20 protein-coding genes and 1 other RNA gene are annotated in these 18825 nt (G+C 63.6%); 2 read left to right on the forward strand and 19 right to left on the reverse strand.

Annotation, left to right across the window (positions count from 1 at the left end):
* Positions 1-170: 170 nt before the first annotated feature.
* The 19 genes from QQS14_RS12850 to QQS14_RS12940 all read right to left on the reverse strand — a co-directional run bounded on the left by QQS14_RS12850 (position 171) and on the right by QQS14_RS12940 (position 17132).
* Complete coding sequence (locus QQS14_RS12850; protein WP_285907407.1) at positions 171-1088, reverse strand: CheR family methyltransferase; 918 nt, start codon at positions 1086-1088, stop codon at positions 171-173.
* 149 nt (positions 1089-1237) lie between these two features.
* Positions 1238-2794 carry a ribonuclease Y gene (gene rny / locus QQS14_RS12855; RefSeq protein WP_285907408.1) on the reverse strand — a complete coding sequence of 519 codons (1557 nt, stop codon included), beginning with the start codon at positions 2792-2794 and terminating at the stop codon, positions 1238-1240.
* A gap of 165 nt (positions 2795-2959) precedes the next feature.
* A non-coding RNA gene (gene ssrS / locus QQS14_RS12860) (6S RNA) lies at positions 2960-3143 on the reverse strand.
* Between the two features lie 40 nt (positions 3144-3183).
* Positions 3184-3441: a cell division protein ZapA gene (locus QQS14_RS12865; RefSeq protein WP_285907409.1), complete on the reverse strand. Its 258-nt coding sequence runs from the start codon at positions 3439-3441 to the stop codon at positions 3184-3186.
* Between the two features lie 12 nt (positions 3442-3453).
* Complete coding sequence (locus QQS14_RS12870) at positions 3454-3630, reverse strand: hypothetical protein (protein WP_285907410.1); 177 nt, start codon at positions 3628-3630, stop codon at positions 3454-3456.
* Between the two features lie 31 nt (positions 3631-3661).
* Positions 3662-5038 carry a bifunctional UDP-N-acetylglucosamine diphosphorylase/glucosamine-1-phosphate N-acetyltransferase GlmU gene (gene glmU / locus QQS14_RS12875; protein ID WP_285907411.1) on the reverse strand — a complete coding sequence of 459 codons (1377 nt, stop codon included), beginning with the start codon at positions 5036-5038 and terminating at the stop codon, positions 3662-3664.
* A gap of 289 nt (positions 5039-5327) precedes the next feature.
* Entirely contained in the window at positions 5328-5750 is a 423-nt protein-coding gene (locus QQS14_RS12880) for a F0F1 ATP synthase subunit epsilon (RefSeq protein ID WP_285907412.1), read from the reverse strand.
* Positions 5751-5762: 12 nt separating this feature from the next.
* Positions 5763-7160: a F0F1 ATP synthase subunit beta gene (gene atpD / locus QQS14_RS12885; RefSeq protein ID WP_285907413.1), complete on the reverse strand. Its 1398-nt coding sequence runs from the start codon at positions 7158-7160 to the stop codon at positions 5763-5765.
* A gap of 15 nt (positions 7161-7175) precedes the next feature.
* Positions 7176-8051: a F0F1 ATP synthase subunit gamma gene (locus QQS14_RS12890; protein ID WP_285907414.1), complete on the reverse strand. Its 876-nt coding sequence runs from the start codon at positions 8049-8051 to the stop codon at positions 7176-7178.
* Positions 8052-8065: 14 nt separating this feature from the next.
* Positions 8066-9574 (reverse strand): F0F1 ATP synthase subunit alpha, encoded by a 1509-nt coding sequence (gene atpA, locus QQS14_RS12895; protein ID WP_285907415.1) that lies wholly within the window; start codon positions 9572-9574, stop codon positions 8066-8068.
* Positions 9575-9578: 4 nt separating this feature from the next.
* Positions 9579-10130, reverse strand: a complete 552-nt coding sequence (gene atpH / locus QQS14_RS12900) for an ATP synthase F1 subunit delta (protein WP_285907416.1) — start codon at positions 10128-10130, stop codon at positions 9579-9581.
* Positions 10127-10702 carry a F0F1 ATP synthase subunit B gene (locus QQS14_RS12905; RefSeq protein WP_425607928.1) on the reverse strand — a complete coding sequence of 192 codons (576 nt, stop codon included), beginning with the start codon at positions 10700-10702 and terminating at the stop codon, positions 10127-10129. The genes atpH and QQS14_RS12905 overlap by 4 nt, the downstream gene beginning before the upstream one ends.
* A 22-nt stretch (positions 10703-10724) precedes the next feature.
* Entirely contained in the window at positions 10725-11147 is a 423-nt protein-coding gene (locus QQS14_RS12910; RefSeq protein WP_285907417.1) for a F0F1 ATP synthase subunit B, read from the reverse strand.
* A gap of 131 nt (positions 11148-11278) precedes the next feature.
* Positions 11279-11659 carry a bactofilin family protein gene (locus QQS14_RS12915; RefSeq protein ID WP_285907418.1) on the reverse strand — a complete coding sequence of 127 codons (381 nt, stop codon included), beginning with the start codon at positions 11657-11659 and terminating at the stop codon, positions 11279-11281.
* 61 nt (positions 11660-11720) lie between these two features.
* Positions 11721-12833, reverse strand: a complete 1113-nt coding sequence (rodA, locus tag QQS14_RS12920) for a rod shape-determining protein RodA (RefSeq protein ID WP_285907419.1) — start codon at positions 12831-12833, stop codon at positions 11721-11723.
* Positions 12823-14697, reverse strand: a complete 1875-nt coding sequence (gene mrdA / locus QQS14_RS12925) for a penicillin-binding protein 2 (RefSeq protein ID WP_285907420.1) — start codon at positions 14695-14697, stop codon at positions 12823-12825. The genes rodA and mrdA overlap by 11 nt, the downstream gene beginning before the upstream one ends.
* Positions 14681-15166 (reverse strand): hypothetical protein, encoded by a 486-nt coding sequence (locus tag QQS14_RS12930; RefSeq protein WP_285907421.1) that lies wholly within the window; start codon positions 15164-15166, stop codon positions 14681-14683. Before QQS14_RS12930 ends, mrdA begins: the two co-directional genes overlap by 17 nt.
* Complete coding sequence (mreC, locus tag QQS14_RS12935; protein WP_285907422.1) at positions 15150-16076, reverse strand: rod shape-determining protein MreC; 927 nt, start codon at positions 16074-16076, stop codon at positions 15150-15152. Before mreC ends, QQS14_RS12930 begins: the two co-directional genes overlap by 17 nt.
* Before the next feature lie 12 nt (positions 16077-16088).
* Positions 16089-17132 carry a rod shape-determining protein gene (locus QQS14_RS12940; RefSeq protein WP_285907423.1) on the reverse strand — a complete coding sequence of 348 codons (1044 nt, stop codon included), beginning with the start codon at positions 17130-17132 and terminating at the stop codon, positions 16089-16091.
* Positions 17133-17307: 175 nt separating this feature from the next.
* On the opposite strand from QQS14_RS12940, the gene mnmL reads away from it, so the two are divergent.
* Together mnmL and QQS14_RS12950 are read left to right on the forward strand one after the other, a co-directional pair.
* Positions 17308-18300 carry a tRNA modification radical SAM protein MnmL/YtqA gene (mnmL, locus tag QQS14_RS12945; protein WP_285907424.1) on the forward strand — a complete coding sequence of 331 codons (993 nt, stop codon included), beginning with the start codon at positions 17308-17310 and terminating at the stop codon, positions 18298-18300.
* Positions 18297-18764 carry a methylated-DNA--[protein]-cysteine S-methyltransferase gene (locus tag QQS14_RS12950; protein WP_285907425.1) on the forward strand — a complete coding sequence of 156 codons (468 nt, stop codon included), beginning with the start codon at positions 18297-18299 and terminating at the stop codon, positions 18762-18764. Before mnmL ends, QQS14_RS12950 begins: the two co-directional genes overlap by 4 nt.
* Positions 18765-18825 lie beyond the last annotated feature (61 nt).

The following is an 18825-nucleotide window of genomic DNA, read 5'->3' on the forward strand; positions in this document are numbered from 1 at the left end:
AATCGCGCCGTGTAAAACACCTTTGGATAGGGCCATTCCGGGCGGGTCAGCCAGCCGGGGCTGCGGCTGATTCCAGGTCTCCCAGGCCCTGATTGACAATATAAGCGGTGCCGCCCGGCAGCACAACCGCAACGTAGGCCCGGAGAGGGGCGAGGCTGTAGGCAACCGCCTCAGCCGATCTTCTGGAAGACGGTGGGCGCGATCTGGCGCAGGGGCAGGCGCATGCCCGAGAGGCTCTCGGAGTGGCCGATGAAGAGGTAGCCGCCGGTCTTGATGTGATTGCAGAACTTGTTGAAGAGCACCACCTGGGTATCGCGGTCGAAGTAGATGACCACATTGCGGCAGAAGATGATGTCCTGGGCCTCCTGGATGCGGAAGTCCTCCATGAAGTTGAGCTGCTGGAAGCTGACCTTGGACCGCAGGGGGGCATCGATCTTGAAGAGCGGCTTGGTCTTGCTCTTGAGCAGGTAGCGCTTGCGCATGGTCTGGGGTATCTCATCCACCTTTTCCATGGAATAGACGGCCCGCATGGCCTTTTGCAGTATCTCGCGCGAGATGTCGGTGGCCAGGATGGCGAAGTCGAACCCCGAGACCCTGGTGGCGAACTCGGCCATGACCATGGCCAGGGTGTAAGGCTCCTCGCCGCTGGAGCAGCCCGCGCTCCACAGCCGAAGCGGCCGCCCCTGGCCCACCCCGCGCCCCCACAGCTCGGGCAGGACCATGGTGTTCATGATCTCCCAGTGCTTGGGCTCGCGGAAGAAATGCGTGGTGTTGGTGGTGACCACGTCCACCAGGTGCGAGCGCTCCCGCTCGCGCCCCTCGTCGGAAAAGACGTAGTCGCAGTATTCCTTGTAGGAGTGCATGCCCAGGGCGCGCAGCCGTTTCTGGAAGCGCGATTGCAGCAGCACCTTCTTGGTGGGCGGCATCTTGATGCCGAATTCGGACTGGATGAGCTCGCTGAAGCGCCGGAACTCGCCATCGCCCATTTCGGCGCGAAACAGGTTCATGGTTTTGGCCATGGTCCTGTCCAGCGCCTCCCTGTCGAGGCCTTGGCTTTCGCTGGCGGCGTGTCTGCTGTCCTTGTTCATGGGCTGGCTCCAGGGGACGGGGCTCGCGCCCGCTATCCATCCGCCATCATGATCACAAAAAACGCCCAAGGGATATGATAAATCCGCTGGCGCGTCCGTTCAATAAAAGGCGGCCCGGCCTCCTCGCGGGGACCGGGCCGCCATCAAGTCTATTTCGCGTAACCCACGGCCCGTTTTTCGCGGATGACCGTGACCCGGATCTGGCCGGGATAGGTCATGTTGTTCTCGATCTTTTCGGCGATGTCCTTGCACAGGATATAGGTGCTCTCGTCGCCGATGCGCTCGGAATCGACCATGACGCGGATCTCGCGGCCCGCCTGGATGGCGTAGGCCTTGGACACGCCGTCAAAGCTGGTGGCCAGCCCCTCAAGCTCCTCAAGGCGCTTTACGTAGTTCTCGAGCAGTTCCTTGCGTGCCCCGGGCCGTGCGCCCGAGAGGGAGTCTGCGGCCTGGACCAGATTGGCCAGGATGGACATGGGCGGCACATCCTCGTGGTGGGCGGCGATGGCGTGGACGATCTCCTTGGACTCGCCGTGCTTCTTGGCCAGGTCCGCGCCGATGACGGCGTGGGGGCCTTCGATCTCGTGGTCCACAGCCTTGCCCAGGTCGTGGAGCAGCCCGGCCCGCTTGGCCTCTTTCTCGTTGAGGCCCAGCTCCGCGGCCATGACGCCGCACAGGAAGGCGACCTCCATGGAGTGCTGGAGCACGTTCTGGGAGAAGCTGGTGCGGTAGTGCAGGCGGCCGAGCAGGTTGACCAGCTCGGGGTGGATGCCGTGCACGCCGACATCAAAGGTGGCCTGTTCGCCGATCTCCTTGAGCTTGGCGTCCATCTCGCCCTCGACCTTCTTGACCACTTCCTCGATGCGGGCGGGGTGGATGCGGCCATCGTGGATGAGGCGCTCAAGGGCCAGCTTGGCCACCTCCCGCTTGAGGGGGCTGAAGGCGGAGAGGACCACGGTCTCGGGCGTGTCGTCGATGATCAGGTCCACGCCGGTGGCCGCTTCAAGGGCGCGGATGTTGCGTCCCTCGCGGCCGATGATGCGGCCCTTCATGTCTTCGGAGGGCAGGGTCACTGCCGTGACGGTCTGCTCGCCCGCGTAGTCGCCCGCGTAGCGTTGCAGGGCCAGGGAGAGGATTTCGCGCGCCTTCTTGGCCGCGTTTTCCTTGGCCTCCATCTCGATGGTGCGGACCATCCTGGCGGCCTCGTGCCGGGTGCGTGATTCGATTTCGGCCAGAAGTTTTTCCCGGGCCTCCTCGACGGTCAGCCCGGAGATTTCCTGAAGCCTGCGCTCATGTTCGTCGGCCTTGCGTTCGAGGTCTTCCTCCAGATCGGCCAGCTGTTTTTCCTGCTTGATGAGGTGTTTTTCCAGCTCCACCACCTGGGCTTCCTTGTCCGCCACCTTCTCGCGCTTGGCGTCGAGCCGTTCCTCCTTGCTCTGGAGGCGTTTCTGCTCTTCCTTGAGCTGGGTTTCGCGGTCCTTGAACTCGCGCTCCAGTTCCTTTTTCTGGTTGAATATCTCGTCCTGAGCCTGAAGTCTGGATTCCTTTTTCAGGGCCTCGCTTTCCTTCCTGGCCTCTTCGACGATGCGTTCGGCCAGTCCCCGCGAATCGGACACCTGTTTATCGGATATGTATCTGTGCAGAAGGAAGCCGACCCCCAGGCCGACGCACGTCCCTGCGCCGATCATGGCGATTTCAATGAACATGGGGATTTCTCCTTAGTGGTATGTTGACAGACTTTGGGCGGTCTGTTGACGCCAACGAAGCGCTTGAGGCCGAGCGCGCGGCCGTGGGAAGAGGTGCCAAGGCACGTTCGGAGGAGGAGAGGAAGGGGATATGTCCAAGGGGTGCCGCCACAGCGGCACACCGCGAGGAGCCCCGGGAGGCCGTGTCACCAGTTGGTTTTGAACCTGGCTATTCCAGGTGGGCATGACTCGCATGCCTTCAGGCTTCCCGGTCTTGCCGGGCCTGCACACCAGCACGCTGGAGTCGTCGCCCTTATCAAGAGCATTGGCTCAAAAACGCTCCTGGCAATCACCAACATCCCAGGGTATTTTTCTGCCCGCCCCGGCTCCGGCCCTATCATCGGCCCGGATCATTCCGAGGTTTTTTCCAGAATCTCTCCGATCTTCTCTTCAAGCCGCGCCAGCCTGGCCTCGCCGACCAAGTAGTCGTCGGCCAGACTCAGAAGCAGGTATGTCAGCGCTTTTTCCTTGCTGAGATCGCCCACTCCCGCCGTCAGATCGTTGTATCGTTTCTCCAACAAGGCCCGCGCGGCTTCAATACGGTCGCTTTCCGCATCCGTCTTGAAGGACATTTCGAGGCCGAACAGGTTCAACGTGTAGCGTGGCATCGTTTATCGCTGCTAATCCAGCTCGCTCTTGATCTTCTCCAAAAGCGTATCGATGCGAGATTCGATGTCGCGCCGCGTTTGCCGCTCGGCTTCGACCTCCTCCCTCAAGCGCTGGTTTTCTTCCCTCAACTCACTAATTTTGTTGAGCAACCTTGTAAATCGCTCTTCAAGTTGGACAATAAGTTCCATTCCGCCTCTCTATCCCTTTACCCGGGACAAATCAAGACTTCTTCAATCGGCGCGAAATATTCGTCTGTTTGGCCCGGGCGATGGCCCCGCCCTCATCGGGCACATCCTTGGTGATGGTGGACCCGGCCCCGACCAGGGCGTCGCGCCCCACGGTGACGGGAGCGACCAGCGCCGTGTTGCTGCCGATGAAGGCTCCGGGGCCGATGACCGTAGTGAATTTGTTCTTGCCGTCGTAGTTGCAGGTGATGGTCCCGGCCCCGATGTTGGCCCCGGCCCCGACCTCGGCATCGCCCAGGTAGGTCAGGTGGCTGGCCTTGGCCCCTTCGCCGAGCACGGTCTTTTTCACCTCCACGAAATTGCCGACCCTGGCCCCGGTGCGCAGCACGGTGCCGGGCCGCAGCCGGGCATAGGGGCCGACCACGGCGTCCGGTCCCACCTCGGTCCCCTCGATGTGGCAGAACTCGCGCACCACGCAGCCGGGTGCGAAGCTGGCGTTGGTGATGTGGGTGTACGAGCCGAGGCGCGCCCCGGCCGCCACCGTGGACGCGCCGTAGATTTCGCAGTGGCCGAAGATTTCGGCTCCGGGCTCGATGACCACCCCGGGGCCGATGATGACCGTCTCCGGGTTGTGGATGAGCACGCCCCTGTCGATGTGCGCCTCCACGATGCGGCGGCGCAGCGCGGATTCGGCCCGGATCAGCTCGCGCGGGCTGTTGATGCCCATGAGGCTGACATCGTCGCCGCACTGCACGCCTTCCACGGTCAGGCCGTCGGCCACGGCCAGCCCGATGAGGTCGGTGATGTAGTATTCGCCGCTCCTGTTGTCGTTGCCCAGGCGTCCGAGCAGGGGACCGACGCTGGCGGCCCGCAGCAGATAGATGCCCGCGTTCACCTCGCCCGTGGCTGGCCCGTGCTCGGCCACGGAGTAGTCCTTGGCCTCCACGATGGCGGCCACGCGCCGGTTCTCGTCGCGCACCACGCGGCCGAATCCGGCCGGGTCGCGCGGGGTGATGCTCATGAAGGCGATGTCGCAGCAGCCCGCCTGGGCCAGGAGGCGGTCCAGGGCCTCGGCCGAGACCAGCGGCGTGTCGCCGTTGATCACCAGGCAATAGGCGGCCCCGGCCGTATTGATGGTTTCCCAGGCCGCCTGTAGGGCGTGGCCCGTGCCAAGCTGCTCACCCTGAATCACGAAGCGGGCGGCCATCTCGGGAAAGGCGCGCTCCACCAGCTCTGCGCCATGGCCCACCACGGTGAAGGCCTCCGAGCCGAAGCGGGGGGCCAGGGCGTTGTAGACGTGACGAAGCATGGGCTCGCCCAGCATGGTCTGGAGCACCTTGGGCTTGGCCGAGTGCATGCGGGTGCCCTTGCCCGCGGCCAGGATCAGGGCGGCGATGGTCGGTGTCGGCATAGTCACTCCCTGCGCGTCCGGGCGGTGGCCGCCCGGTGTTTTCGGCTCATTACCTCCTTGGCGGCGACATGACAACCGGCAATTGCCACGGCAGGGATGGATTGCCACGGCCCATGGGAGCATCGCGGCCAGAGGTTCACGGACAGGCATGGGGCGCTGCTGCCTCACATCCTGCCCGCATCCCATGGCCCGGACCGTCCCAGGCACCGCGAATCATGGCGACCGGACAACGAAAAAGGGCAGGCTCGAAAGCCTGCCCTTTGGGTATCAGGGTGACGGATCGGATCGGTTAGCAGGTGCCAGCGGACTTGCCGGAGGTCTGGCAGGACATCCTGGCGATGGCTCTACGCAGCGCGGCCTGGTTGCGGGCGGCGTCGATCTTTTCCTTGGCCTGGGAGGCGCGCGCCTCGGCGCGTTCGCGGGCCTTCTTGGCGCGTTCGATGTCGATCTCGGTGGCCTTTTCAGCAACTTCGGCAAGGATGGTCACCTTGTTGTTGCTGACTTCGGCGAATCCGCCCGAGATGAAGACATAGTACGCCTTGCCTTCCTGTTTGTAATGCAGATTGCCGATGCCCAGCGCGGAGAGGAAGGGAACGTGGCTCGGCAGGATGCCGAACTCGCCGAGGATGCCGGGGGCACCCACGTATTCCACGTTCTCGGAAAGCACCTTCCGGTCGGGAGTGACAATCTCAAGCTTCAGAGTATTGGCCATGAATTACCTCGCTTACTGCTTGGCTTTTTCGATGGCTTCCTCGATTCCGCCGCACATGTAGAAGGCCTGCTCGGGCAGGTCGTCGTACTTGCCGTCGAGAATGTCACGGAAGGCCTTCACAGTGTCTTCGGTCTTGACGTATTTGCCGGGAACACCGGTGAAGACCTCGGCGACGTGGAACGGCTGGGACAGGAAGCGCTGGATGCGGCGGGCGCGAGCAACGGTCGATTTGTCTTCGTCCGAGAGCTCGTCCATGCCGAGAATGGCGATGATGTCCTGGAGTTCCTTGTACTTCTGCAACACGGACTGGACCTCGCGGGCGGTGGCGTAGTGCACTTCGCCGATAACGAGGGGGTCCAGGATGCGGGAGGTGGAGTCGAGCGGATCAACGGCCGGGTAGATGCCGAGCTCGGAGATCGCGCGGGACAGAACCAGCGTACCGTCGAGGTGCGAGAAGGTGGTGGCCGGTGCGGGGTCGGTCAAGTCATCGGCAGGCACGTAAACGGCCTGGACCGAGGTGATGGAACCCTTGTTGGTGGAGGTGATGCGCTCCTGCAGGCCACCGAGGTCCGTGCCCAGGGTCGGCTGGTAGCCAACCGCGGAAGGCATGCGGCCCAGCAGTGCGGAGACCTCTGCGCCAGCCTGGGTGAAGCGGAAGATGTTGTCAACGAAGAGCAGCACGTCCTGGCCTTCCTCATCGCGGAAGTACTCGGCGCAGGTCAGCGCGGTCAGGGCGACGCGGGCGCGGGCTCCCGGAGGCTCGTTCATCTGGCCGTAGACCAGGGCGGCTTTCTCCAGAACGCCGGCGTCCTTCATTTCGTGGTAGAGGTCGTTGCCCTCGCGGGTGCGCTCGCCAACACCGGCGAAAACGGAGATGCCGCCGTGCTGCTTGGCGATGTTGTTGATCATCTCCATGAGGATAACGGTCTTGCCGACACCGGCGCCGCCGAAGAGGCCCATCTTTCCACCCTTGGGGAACGGGATGAGCAGGTCAACGACCTTGATGCCGGTTTCGAGCAGCTCAACCTTGGTGGACTGCTCGGTGAAGGCCGGTGCGGGGCGGTGAATCGGCATGCGCTTCTCGCACGGAACCGGACCCATTTCATCGGCGGGCTCGCCGACAACGTTCATGATGCGGCCCAGCGAACCGGCACCGACCGGAACCGAGATCGGCTGGCCGAGGTCCAGGGCGGCCATGCCGCGGACGAGACCTTCGGTGGCGTCCATGGCGATGGTGCGGACAACGTTGTTACCCAGGTGCTGCGCGACTTCGCAGATCAGCACGGGTGCATCCGTATTATTCGGGTTTTTGATCTCCAACGCGGACAGAATGTTGGGAAGATTCCCATCGGCAAATTCGACGTCGACAACGGCGCCGATTACCTGTGCGATTTTTCCAGTATTAGCCATTTTTAATAGCCCCCTTTATCCTTTCAGCGCTTCAGCGCCGCCGACAATGTCCATAAGATCGGCAGTGATGGCTGCCTGTCTGGTCTTGTTGTACAACAAGGTCAGAGATTTCGTCATGTCATCGCAGGCGCGAGTGGCGTTATCCATCGCGGCCATGCGGGCGGCGTGCTCGGACGCTGACGTGTCGAGCAGGCCACGGTAAACCTGCACCTTGATGAACCGAGGCAGAAGCTCGGCCAGCAAGCCCTCCACAGACGGCTCGTACAAGTAGTCCCCGGAACCACCGGAGGCGGCTTCGCCGGGCTCCGTCGCTGCCATGGGCAGGATGGTGAGGTCGACAGGGATCTGCTTCGCTATGCTGACGAATTCACCGAAGACGACATGCACTTCGTCAAGCTCGCCTGCGATGTAGCCCGCGATGAGTTCGTTGCCGACGCTTGCGGCCAGAGTGAAGTCAAAGCTGCCCATCGCATCGGCTTGCGCCCGTACGATTTCGAAGTCCGTTTTCCTGAAGGCGTCGCGGGCTTTCTTCCCGATGCAGTACATTTTGACTGCCTTGCCTTCCTTGGCCTTCTCTTGAGCCAGCTTCATGGCCTTGGTGATGATGTTGACGTTGAATGCGCCGCAGAGGCCGCGATCGGAAGTGGTCACCATGATACCCACGGTTTTCACTTCGTCCCGGACTTCCAGCAGCGGATGGACCGATTCGTCGGCCCCAGCCGCCAAGTCACCGAGCATCTCGTAAAACTTGTCCGCATACGGACGGAACCGCTCGATGCGATTCTGCGCGTTGCGCAGTTTTGCCGAGGCCACCATGTTCATGGCCTTGGTGATCTGCTTGGTTTTCTTGACGCCAACAATTTGATTTTGGACGTCTCTTAACGATGCCATTGGCTACCCCTTAGTTAAGCGCTGAAGCCTTTCTTGAACTCTTCGATGGCAGCCCTGAGGGCAGCTTCGACATCGGCATCAATCTGCTGCTTTTCAACGATGGCGTCGAGCACTGCGGATTTGGCGTTGGCCATGAACTCGTGGAACTCGGCCTCGAACTTCTGGACAGCCGTGACCGGGACGTCATCCAGGTAGCCACGGGTGCCTGCAAACAGAATGGAAACCTGCTGCTGCACGGTCTGCGGCTTGTACTGGGGCTGCTTCAGGATTTCGACCATGCGCGCGCCACGGTTGAGCTTGGCCTGGGTCGCCTTGTCAAGATCGGAACCGAAGCTGGCAAACGCGGCAAGCTCACGGTACTGGGCGAGGTCAAGGCGGAGCGTGCCGGCCACCTGCTTCATGGCCTTGATCTGCGCGGAACCGCCAACGCGGGAAACGGACAGGCCGACGTTGATGGCGGGGCGAACACCGGCGAGGAACAGGTTGGGCTCCAGGTAGATCTGACCATCGGTAATGGAGATAACGTTGGTCGGGATGTACGCGGACACGTCGCCAGCCTGGGTTTCAATGACAGGCAGGGCGGTCAGGGAACCGGCGCCGAGGCTGTCGTTGACCTTGCAGGACCGCTCCAGCAACCGGGAGTGGAGGTAGAAAACGTCGCCGGGGTAGGCTTCGCGTCCCGGAGGGCGGCGAAGCAGCAGGGACATCTGGCGGTAGGCAGTGGCCTGCTTGGAAAGGTCATCATAGCAGATAAGGGCGTGTTCGCCTTTATCGCGGTAGTACTCGGCCATGGTCGCGCCGGTGTAGGCGGCGATGAATTGCAGCGGGGCAGGCTCGGAGGCCGTGGCCGAGACGATGGTGGTGTACTCCATGGCACCGTGCTGGCGCAGGATGTCGGCCACCAGGGCGACGGACGCCTTCTTCTGGCCGATGGCCACATAGAAGCAGTGCACATCGGTGGTCTTCTGGGCCAGGATGGCGTCAACGCACACCGCGGTCTTGCCGGTCTGGCGGTCACCGATGACAAGCTCGCGCTGGCCGCGGCCAACCGGAGTCATGGCGTCGATGGCCTTGAGGCCGGTGTAGCAAGGCTCGTGAACGGACTTACGAGCGATGATGCCGGGGGCCTTCATTTCGACCGGGCGGGTTTCAGTGGTGGCGATGGGGCCGAGCCCGTCAATGGGCTCACCCAGGGGGTTGACCACGCGGCCTGCCAAGGCAGGGCCGACAGGGACGGAATAGATCTTTCCGGTACGCTTGACCGGGTCGCCTTCCTTGACGCCCGTGTCCTCGCCCAGCAGGGCGACACCGACGTTGTCCTCTTCCAGGTTGAGCACCATGCCCATCAGGCCGCCCGGGAATTCCAGCAGCTCCATGGCCATGACATTCTCGACACCGTGCACACGAGCGATACCGTCACCGACATAGAGGACGGTGCCGGTCTCGCTCATTTCAACACGAGACTCATAGTTCTGAATCTGGTCCTGAATGATTTTGCTGATTTCTTCTGCTTTGATCTGCATTGCCCTACTCACCCCTTTTAATATTTTCCTTCAAAATCTGCAGCTGAGCCTTGAGGCTTGCGTCCATGACCTTGTCCCCGATCTTGAGGACGATGCCGCCGAGGATGGCCTTGTCGGCCAGGAAGGTCAGTTCGAGCTTCTTGCCGCATTGCTCTTCGAGGCGGGCCTTGATCTGCGCCTTCCTCTCCTCGCTCATGTCGCTCACGGTGACGAACTCACCGGTGAGAACGCCGGACACGACGTCCATCATCACCTTGTAATCGGAAGCGATGGCGGGAAGCATCTCGGCCCGGCCCTTGTCGGCCAGCAGGTCGCAGAAGTTTCTGACCATCGGATCCACCGATGCCTTTTCAACCATTTTATTCAGAACGGCCTTCTTCTCCTCCGCGCTAAAGGAGGGGTTCTTGAAGAAGGCGATGGCCTCCGGAGCGGCCTGGACAGACTGGGCCAACTCCGACAACTGCTCGCCGTATGCCTTCTGTTCCGCCTCGCCCTTGGCGGCCCCGATCGTGAACAGGGCCTTGGCGTAGCGGCGGGAAACTACGTTACCGGTCAATTGAGCACCACCTTTGTTAAGTAGTCATCCACGAGCTTCTCGTGGTCTTGCGCGCTGAGCTTCTCGGCGACGATCTTCTCGGCGGCGGCCATGACCATCTCGGCCATTTCGGCGCGGATGGAGTCCACTGCGGCCTGGGCCTCGTTGGCCGCGGTGCGCTGGGCCTGTTCCTTCAGCGCGGCGGCGTCCCTGTTGGCCTTTTCGATGATGGCGGCCTTGATGGCCTCGCCCTGGGCCCGGGCCTCGCTGATGATGGCTGCCTTCTCCTGGGCCATGTTGGCGATGCCCGCCTCCACGTCCTTGAGCTTCTTCTCGGCCTCGGCCTGACGGCTCTGCAGGTCGTCAAGCTCCTGCTTGATCTGGTCGCGGCGTCCGACAAAGAAGCCCTTGATCTTGGCCCCGCCGAATCTGTAGATCAGCCAGCCGAAAATGATCAGGTTGCCTATGCGCCAGGCATAGTCCGTCAGATTCTCGGTCGTGAACAGCGCGTGTCCGTCAGCAGCGGCAAGGGCGACCGAAGCCATCGCCAGTGCGGTCACCAGGACCGCGAAAAACACATACATCCGTTTCAAGATGAATCCCTCCTTGCCTTGACTAAGCCTGACCAAGGATCTTGCCCGTGGCTTGTTCGGCGAATTTGTTCACGTCCTTGGTCAACTGCTCCATGGCGCCCTGCACCTGGATCTTGATCTCGGCGCGGGCGGCCTGGATGGTCCCGGCGGCCTCGGTTCCGGCCTCGGACATGAGCGAATGCTCCGTGGCTGTCGCGTCCAGTTTCATGGACGAGCGGATCTCGTTGGCCTCCTTGCGCGCCGCGGCCAGCTGGCTCTCGTAGTCCTCCAGCTTCTTGCTTGCGCCTGCGTTGAAGGCGTCGATCTTCTCCATCTGGTCGTCCATCAACCCCTTGCGCTTGCTGATGATTTCCCGAATGGGTTTGATCAGCAGAACGTTCAGAACGAAGATCGTGACAAGGAAGTTCACGCCCTGGATAAAGATTGTTTTGTCAGGTATAACCATGCCGTATGCCCCCCGAGAGGTTGTGAATTTTAGCGCAAAGTCACTGCGGATTACCCAATTTCAGCGCTTGTGTCAAAGGCTTTTTGGCTTTTGGAGCGGTGTTTGGGGACCGGACAGGGACTCGCGCCGCCCTAGTCGGAATCAATCTCCGGTGTACCGGCCGTGATGCCGGGTGAGGTGGTGTCGAGGCTGCCCATGACAAGCTGGCCTTCGAGCACCGCGCCCTCCTCCACCACCAGCACCGGTGTGCGGATGTTTCCATGCAGATTGGCCGTCTTGTGCAGGACGACCTTGTTGACGGCCTCGACCTCTCCCAGGAGCTTGCCGGAGAGGACGAGCTGCCCCACGCGGATCTGCCCCTCCACCACGGCCTCCTGGCCCACCACCAGGGTTCCGTCGGAGACGACCTCGCCGTGGAAGTTGCCGTCTATGCGCACGGCACCCTGGAAGTTGAGTTTTCCCTGGTAGTTGGTCCCTGCGCCCAGAAAAGCGTTGATTTCGTCTCTCGCCATGAAAACGCGCTCCTCGGAAAAGAAAAGTTATGCTCCGAGGCTTGCGCGGAGAGTGCCTGCGTCAGTTCTGCTTGAACAGGAACCGGCGCATTGACACATTTAGCACAAGCCCGACGAGACAAAAGTTCACCAGTGTTGAACTGCCACCGTAGCTGATGAAGGGAAGGGGGATGCCCACCACCGGCATCAGCCCGAGAACCATACCCGTGTTTATGAGGATTTGCCAGAAGAAATAAAAGAACACACCTGCCGTCAGGTAGCTGCCGAAGAGGTCCCTGGCGTCCTTGGCCACATTCACCATCTGCGAGAGGAACAGGCAAAAGAGGGTGAGCAGAACCATGGTTCCGGCAAAGCCCCACTCCTCGCAGAACACTGCCACCGCGAAGTCCGTGTGCCGCTCGGGCAGAAAGCGCAGCTGGGACTGGGTGCCCTGTAAAAAGCCCTTGCCCCAGAATCCGCCCGAGCCGATGGCGATCTGGGACTGGATGATGTGGTAGCCCGCGCCCAGGGGGTCGGTGGTGGGGTCGAGAAAGGTCATGATGCGCCGCTTCTGGTAGTCGTGCAGGAAGAGCCATGCCAGGGGCAGCAGCGATGGGATGGCGATGAGGGCGGTCTTGAACACGGGCGGGGTGACACCCCGGTAGAGGATCATCCCGCCCAGAATGAGTATCAGGGAAAGCCCTGTGCCCAGGTCGGGCTGGCGGATGACCGGCCCGGCCAGCAGCAGGCCCACGCCGAGCACGTATCCCAGCCGGACAAAGCCCAAGGGCTCGCGCTCCCGCGCCAGGATGCGCGCGCCCACGAGGAGCACCGCGATCTTGGCCAGCTCGCTGGGCTGGAAGTTCATGAACCCGAGATCGAGCCAGCGGCGTGCGCCGTAGATGGTCTTGCCCGCGAAGAAGACGGCCACCAGCAGGGCCAGGGTGATCCAGAAGAGCGGCCAGGCGATGGTCTTGAGGTGTCGGTAGTCGAAGACCATGACCAGGAGCATGCCGCCGAAGCCCATGGCTCCCCACACCAGCTGGCGCAGGAAGTAGGGGGCCATGTTCATGCCGTCCTCCAGCCGGTAGCCGCTGGCCGAATACAGGTTGAGGGTGCCGAGCAGGAAGAGGACCACGGCCAGCCCCAAAAGCGGCCAGTTGATGGAGAGGATGAGCCTGCGGTCAATTGGCACGGCCGCCCCCCGTTGCGTTGTACGAGAGCAGCCGCGCGGCCCGGGACTTGGCCTTCTGGGCCTCGGGCTTGGGGGTCACCTTGCCGTAGAAGATGTAGTCGATGAGGGCCTTGACCACGGGTCCGGCCCCGGAGCTGCCGTGCAGGCCGTGTTCGATCATGGCCACGATGGCAAAGCGCCTGCCGTCCTTCTCGGCCGTGGCCGCCATCCAGGCGTGGTCGCGGAAGCGGTAGGGGATGTCGTCGTCCTTGAGGGCCTTGAGGGCATCGGTCAGGCGCACCACCTGGGCCGTGCCGGTCTTGCCGCCCACGATCACGCCAGCGGTGCGCAGCCTGCGGCAGGTGCCCCGGTCGTCCTCCACGGTGCGCACCAGGGCGCGGTAGAGCAGGTCCAGCTGATCCTGGTTCAGGGGTATCTGTCCCTGGAGCACGGGCTTTTCGTCCTTGAGCAGCAAGGGCTTGAGCAGCTTGCCGCCGTTGAGGGCCGCAGCAAAGAACCGCGCCACCTGGAGCGGCGTGGTCAGGGTGTAGCCCTGGCCGATGGCCATGTTCAGGTTGTCGCCGCCCTGCCAGCCCTCGCCGAACCGCTTGCGTTTCCATTCGCGGGTGGGGATGTTGCCCGCCTTCTCGTGGGGCAGGTCGATGCCGGTCAGGGTGCCAAAGCCGCTGGCAAAGGCGAATTCGCTCATGCGGTCCACGGTGAGCTTTTTGCCCTGTCTGTAAAAGTAGACGTCGCAGGACTCGACCAGGGCGCGTTCCAGGTTGACGTTGCCGTGGCCGCCCTTGCGCCAGCAGCGGAAGACGTGGCTACCCAGTTGGGTGAATCCCGGGCAGTGGACCACTTCCTTGGGGTCGATCATGTTGTAATGCAGCCCGGCCCCGGCCACCACATGCTTGAAGACCGATCCGGGCGGGTAAACCGACTGGATGACGCGGTTTTGCATGGGGTGCTGGGGGTCGTCGCGCAGTTCGGCCCACTGGGCTGCGCTCAGGCCCGAGGAAAAGGCGTTGGGGTCATAGGAGGGGGAGGTGGCCAGGGCCCAGAGCTGGCCCGTGTCCGCGTCCATGACCACCACGCCGCCCGCTTCCTCGTCGAGCCAGTCCATGGCCAGCTCCTGAAGCCCCAGGTCGATGGACAGGGAAATCTCGTGCCCGGCGCGGGGGTGCTTGAGCACGCGCTCCTGGAGCCTGCGTCCGGTGACGTCCACCTCGAACTGGGTGCGTCCCTTGACCCCGCGCATGCGGTCCTCAAGGACCAGTTCGATGCCCTGCTTGCCCACATAGTCGCCCAGGGCCAGTTCGGGCCGCCGTTCCATCTCGTCCTCGTTGGCCTCGGCCACATAGCCCAGCACATGACCCAGGAGCTTGCCGTGCCGATACTGGCGACGCGGCCGCACCTGGATGGCCAGCCCGGGCCAGCGCAGCCTGTTGGTGTCGATGAGGGCCACCTGATCAAAGGAGAGGTCAGGGACCAGGATCATGGGCTCGAAGCCCTTGACCCGTTTCTGGTTCTTGACAAAGAGTTCCTTGAGGCCGTCGAAGCTGCCGCCGGTCCACTCGGCCACCTGTCTGAGAGTGCCGTCCACGTCCGGGCAGTCCTCGCGCACCAGGCCCAGGGCATAGGCAGGCTCATTGACGGCCAGAAGGTCGCCGTTGCGGTCGCGGATCAGGCCGCGCGGGGAGAAGATGGACTCCTGGCGCAGCTGGTTTTCCTGCGCCTTGCGGGCGTAGAACTCGCCGCGATGGATCTGGAGAAACCACAGGCGCACGGCGAACACGCAGAACACCAGGAAGATGAGCGCCTGGAGCAGGAGCAGTCCCGCGCGCGGGGGCTGCTGACTGGTGTTGTCATAGATGTTTGACATCCTGCCTCAACATCCTCGGATAGCATTTGTCGGCGATGACCCAGACAATCGGAAAGAACGCTGCCTGGAGCGCCCCTTCGAGGAGCAGCCGGCGGCCGTCCACGGTCAGTTCGGCCAACGAGGCCAGGCTGTGGGTGATGACCGGGTGCAGCGCGCCCAGAGCCAGCCCCAGCAGGGCCATGAAAACCAGGGAGCGCGCCTCGAACACCGACCGGCCCAGCAGGAAGAGGGCCACAAGCACCCCGTACCACGCCAGTCCGTAGCCAAAGGGCAGGTTGCCCGTGCCCTCGATGATCAGCATCCAGGCCAGGCCGAGCCACACGGTGCGCCGTCCGCCGTCCTCTTGCAGGGAGAGGACGATGCCCGGGGCCAGGAGGTCCACGCCGGGCACGGTTCTGTGGAGCCAGATGGCGGCCGCGGTGTAGGCGCTCCACCACAGCAGGGCCACGATGTTAGTGCTCGGGAACACCGGCGGCTTCCTCCCGGGCGGTCGTGCCCGGCGCATGGGCGGGCTTCGGGCCGGGCTCCTTTGTCTGTGCCGCTTCCGGTCCGTCCGGGGCTTCCGGCGCTTGGTGGAGCAGCAGGACCTCTTCCAGCCCGGCCACGTCAACCAGGGGTTCGGCCTCCACGGTGAGGAAGAGGGAGATGTCCGAGCGGCGCACCCGGACCACCCGGGCCACGGGCAGCCCCTTGGGAAAGATGCCGGAAAGGCCTGAGGTGAGCAGCAGCTCGCCGGGGTCGATGACCGCGTTGAGGTTCATGAAGTGGACGGTCAGGGGCTCGCCGTAGCCCTGGCCCGCGAGCATGCCCGGGGTCCTGTTGTGCTCGCCGATGATGGCGATGCGGCTGTTGGCGTCGGTGAGCAGCAGCACGGTGGAGGCGACGGCCCCGGCGCGCAGCACACGGCCCACCACGCCGTCCAGGCTGACCACCGGCATGTCGGCCGACACCCCGGAGGCCCCGCCCCGGTCCACGGCCAGGGTGGCCAGCGATCCGGTCGGGCCCATGCGATGGGCCACGACCCGCGCCCCGCTGAACTCCCAGTGGTCCGGCGGGGTGAAGCCGAGCAGCCGTTCAAGCCGCTCGGCCGAACGCGCCTCGGCCGCGAGGATCATGTTCTTGCGCACCAGCCGTGCGTTTTCCCGGGCCAGATCGTCGTTCTGCTGCTTGAGGCCGACGAGGTGGATGTACCGCTCCCAAAAGTCCGTGGCCTTCTCCAAGACCCACTGTCCCGGGCGGATCACAAGGCTCGCGATATCGAGGCCGGTATGACTTGAAAGGGCGTCCAGATGCCCGGTGCGCAGGTTCCACGTATACAGACTCAGGTACACGAAGAGCCCCGCCACGATCACGATGGCGATCTTCTTGGGCTTTTTCACGCTTCCGGTTACCTAGTCAGTGGTGATGTCCTTGTACAGGTCGATGTTGTCCAGGGCCTTGCCCGAGCCGAGCACCACGGCGGTCAGGGGGTCTTCCACCACCGTGATGGGCAGTTGCGTCTCGTGCTGCAGGAGCATGTCCAGCCCCTTGAGCAGCGCGCCGCCGCCGGTGAGGACGATGCCCCGGTCCACGATGTCGGCCGCCAGTTCCGGCGGGGTCTGCTCAAGGGCGATGCGCACACCCTGGACAATGCCCTCCACCTGCTCGCTGATGGCCTCGCGCACCTCCTCGGCCGTGATGGGCCGGTTCTGGGGGATGCCGGTGACCAGATCGCGGCCCTTGACCTCCATGACCGGCTCCTCGTCGCCCATCGGGTAGGCGGAGCCGATGGTGATCTTGATCTGCTCGGCCGTGGATTCGCCGATGAGCATGTTGTACTTGCGCTTGACGTGCTGCATGATCGCCTCGTCCATCTTGTCGCCGCCGATGCGCACGCTGCGGGCGTAGACGATGCCGGACAGGGAGATGACGGCAATCTCGGTGGTGCCGCCCCCGATGTCCACGATCATGTTGGAGGTGGGCTCGGTGATGGGCAGGTTGGCCCCGATGGCCGCGGCCATGGGCTCCTCGATCAGGTAGACCTCGCGCGCGCCTGCGGACTGGGCCGACTCGCGTACTGCCCGTTTTTCCACCTGGGTGATGCCGGTGGGCACGCAGATCATGATCCGCGGCCGCACCAGACGGCGGCTGTTGTGAACCTTGAAGATGAAATGCCGGAGCATGGCCTCGGTCACCTCGAAGTCGGCGATGACACCGTCCTTCATGGGCCGGATGGCCACGATGTTGCCGGGTGTGCGGCCAAGCATCTTCTTGGCCTCGGCACCCACGGCGAGCACGGCCTTGCCCCCGCGCGAGTCCTTCTTGACCGCCACCACCGAGGGCTCAGAGAGCATCACGCCCTTGCCCTTGACATAGACCAGCGTGTTGGCCGTCCCCAGGTCAATTGCGAGATCATTGGAGAAAGAGCCGATAATCTTGTTAAACAGGCTTCCCATGCAACCCCCGTTCCCTTCAAGTCACAGTGTGGCGTATATGTTTGGAGACACTTTCCAATGACAGGGAAGTGCGCTAGCGTCTCATTTCAACTACGGATTCGTACCAAATGAAACCAGCCCAGGCAATACGCTTGACCCGGCTTGGTCATTTTTTCTCAACTTTTTCTAAAAAAGCATGGACAGACTCTACGCCCTTTCTACCCATCTGCGCCAGCGTTATGGTGGAAGAGTTCTGAAAATTCCTCTGGACGCCGGTTATTCCTGCCCCAACCGCGACGGGACCATCGCCTCGGACGGCTGCGTGTTCTGCAATCCGGCCGGATCAGGCTCGGGCCTGCTGTCCAGAGGGCAAGACATCCCGGCCCAGTGGGCCTTCTGGCGCTCGGTCCATGGCGGCCGGGGCGGTGTGGAGCGGTACACGGCCTATCTGCAATCCTTCTCGAACACCCACGGCCCGGTGGAGCGGCTGGCCCGGACCCTGGACGCCCTGGCGGGTCTGCCCGGGCTGGTGGCCCTCAGCATCGGCACCCGGCCCGACTGCCTCGACCCTGACAAGCTCGACCTGCTGGCCGAGCGGCGCGACACCCTGGGACTGGCCGACCTGACCCTGGAGCTGGGGTTGCAGTCGGCCAATGACGCCACCCTGGCCCACATCGGCCGGGGGCACGACTCGGCCGCCTTTGCCGATGCGGCCCGGGCTGCGGCCCGGCGCGGCCTGACCGTGGTGGCCCACGTCATGGCCGGGCTGCCGACCCCCGGCGGTCGCGTGGGGCGCGAGGACCGCGATGATCTGGCCGCCACCGTGGATTTTGTCAACGGTCTGCCCGTGCGCGGCATCAAGTTTCACAACGTGTATGTGGCCCGGGGCACACGGCTGGCGCGCCTGCATGATCGGGGCGAATACGAGCCGCCGGGCCTGGACGAGTATCTGGACCAGCTCGGCCACGCCCTGGAGCGCCTTTCGCCCGCCACGGTGGTCCACCGCCTCAACGCCAACCCGGCCCGGGGCGAGCTGCTGGCCCCGGCCTGGGCCGGAAACATGCGCGCCCTGCACAACGCGGTGCGCGTCCACCTCGATGCGGCCGACATCCGCCAGGGGAGGCTCTGCGGCGCGGCCGCCGGGCCACCGCCCTGGTTTTCACCGGAATACAAAGGAGAATTGCCATGAAGGAATGCATCGTCGCAGATCCCTTGGCCCTGTCCCTGACCTGGGAAGGCGGACGCCTGATCCGGCTCAACGTGCATTGGGCCACGGCCGTGGCCGAGTCGCCCGTGCTCTCGGACGAGGCCCGGCTGCTCAAGCAGGCGCTCTTCCGGTATGTGTCGGGCATTGAGCCGGACTGGCCCGCCCTGCCCTACGACCTCTCCCGGCTGACCGAGTTTCAGCGGGCCGCCCTCGATGCCCTGGCCCGGGTGCCCCTGGGCACCACGCGCACCTACGGCGAGCTGGCCGCCGAGGCGGGCAGGCCCGGGGCCGCGCGGGCCATCGGCCGGGCCATGGCCACCAACCCCTTCCCCCTGGTCTACCCCTGCCACCGGGTGGTGGGGGCCTCGGGCAAACTCACGGGCTTCTCGGGCGAAGGAGGCATCAAGCTCAAGGAGCGCCTGCTCCGCCTCGAAGGCGCGCTTTAGGGGTGAATCGCCTCCGGCGGCCGGGGGAAGGGGAGGAAAAACCCTTTACAAAGGGTTCTTT

The organism is Pseudodesulfovibrio pelocollis, from assembly GCF_030282845.1.
GTDB lineage: Bacteria > Desulfobacterota > Desulfovibrionia > Desulfovibrionales > Desulfovibrionaceae > Pseudodesulfovibrio > Pseudodesulfovibrio pelocollis.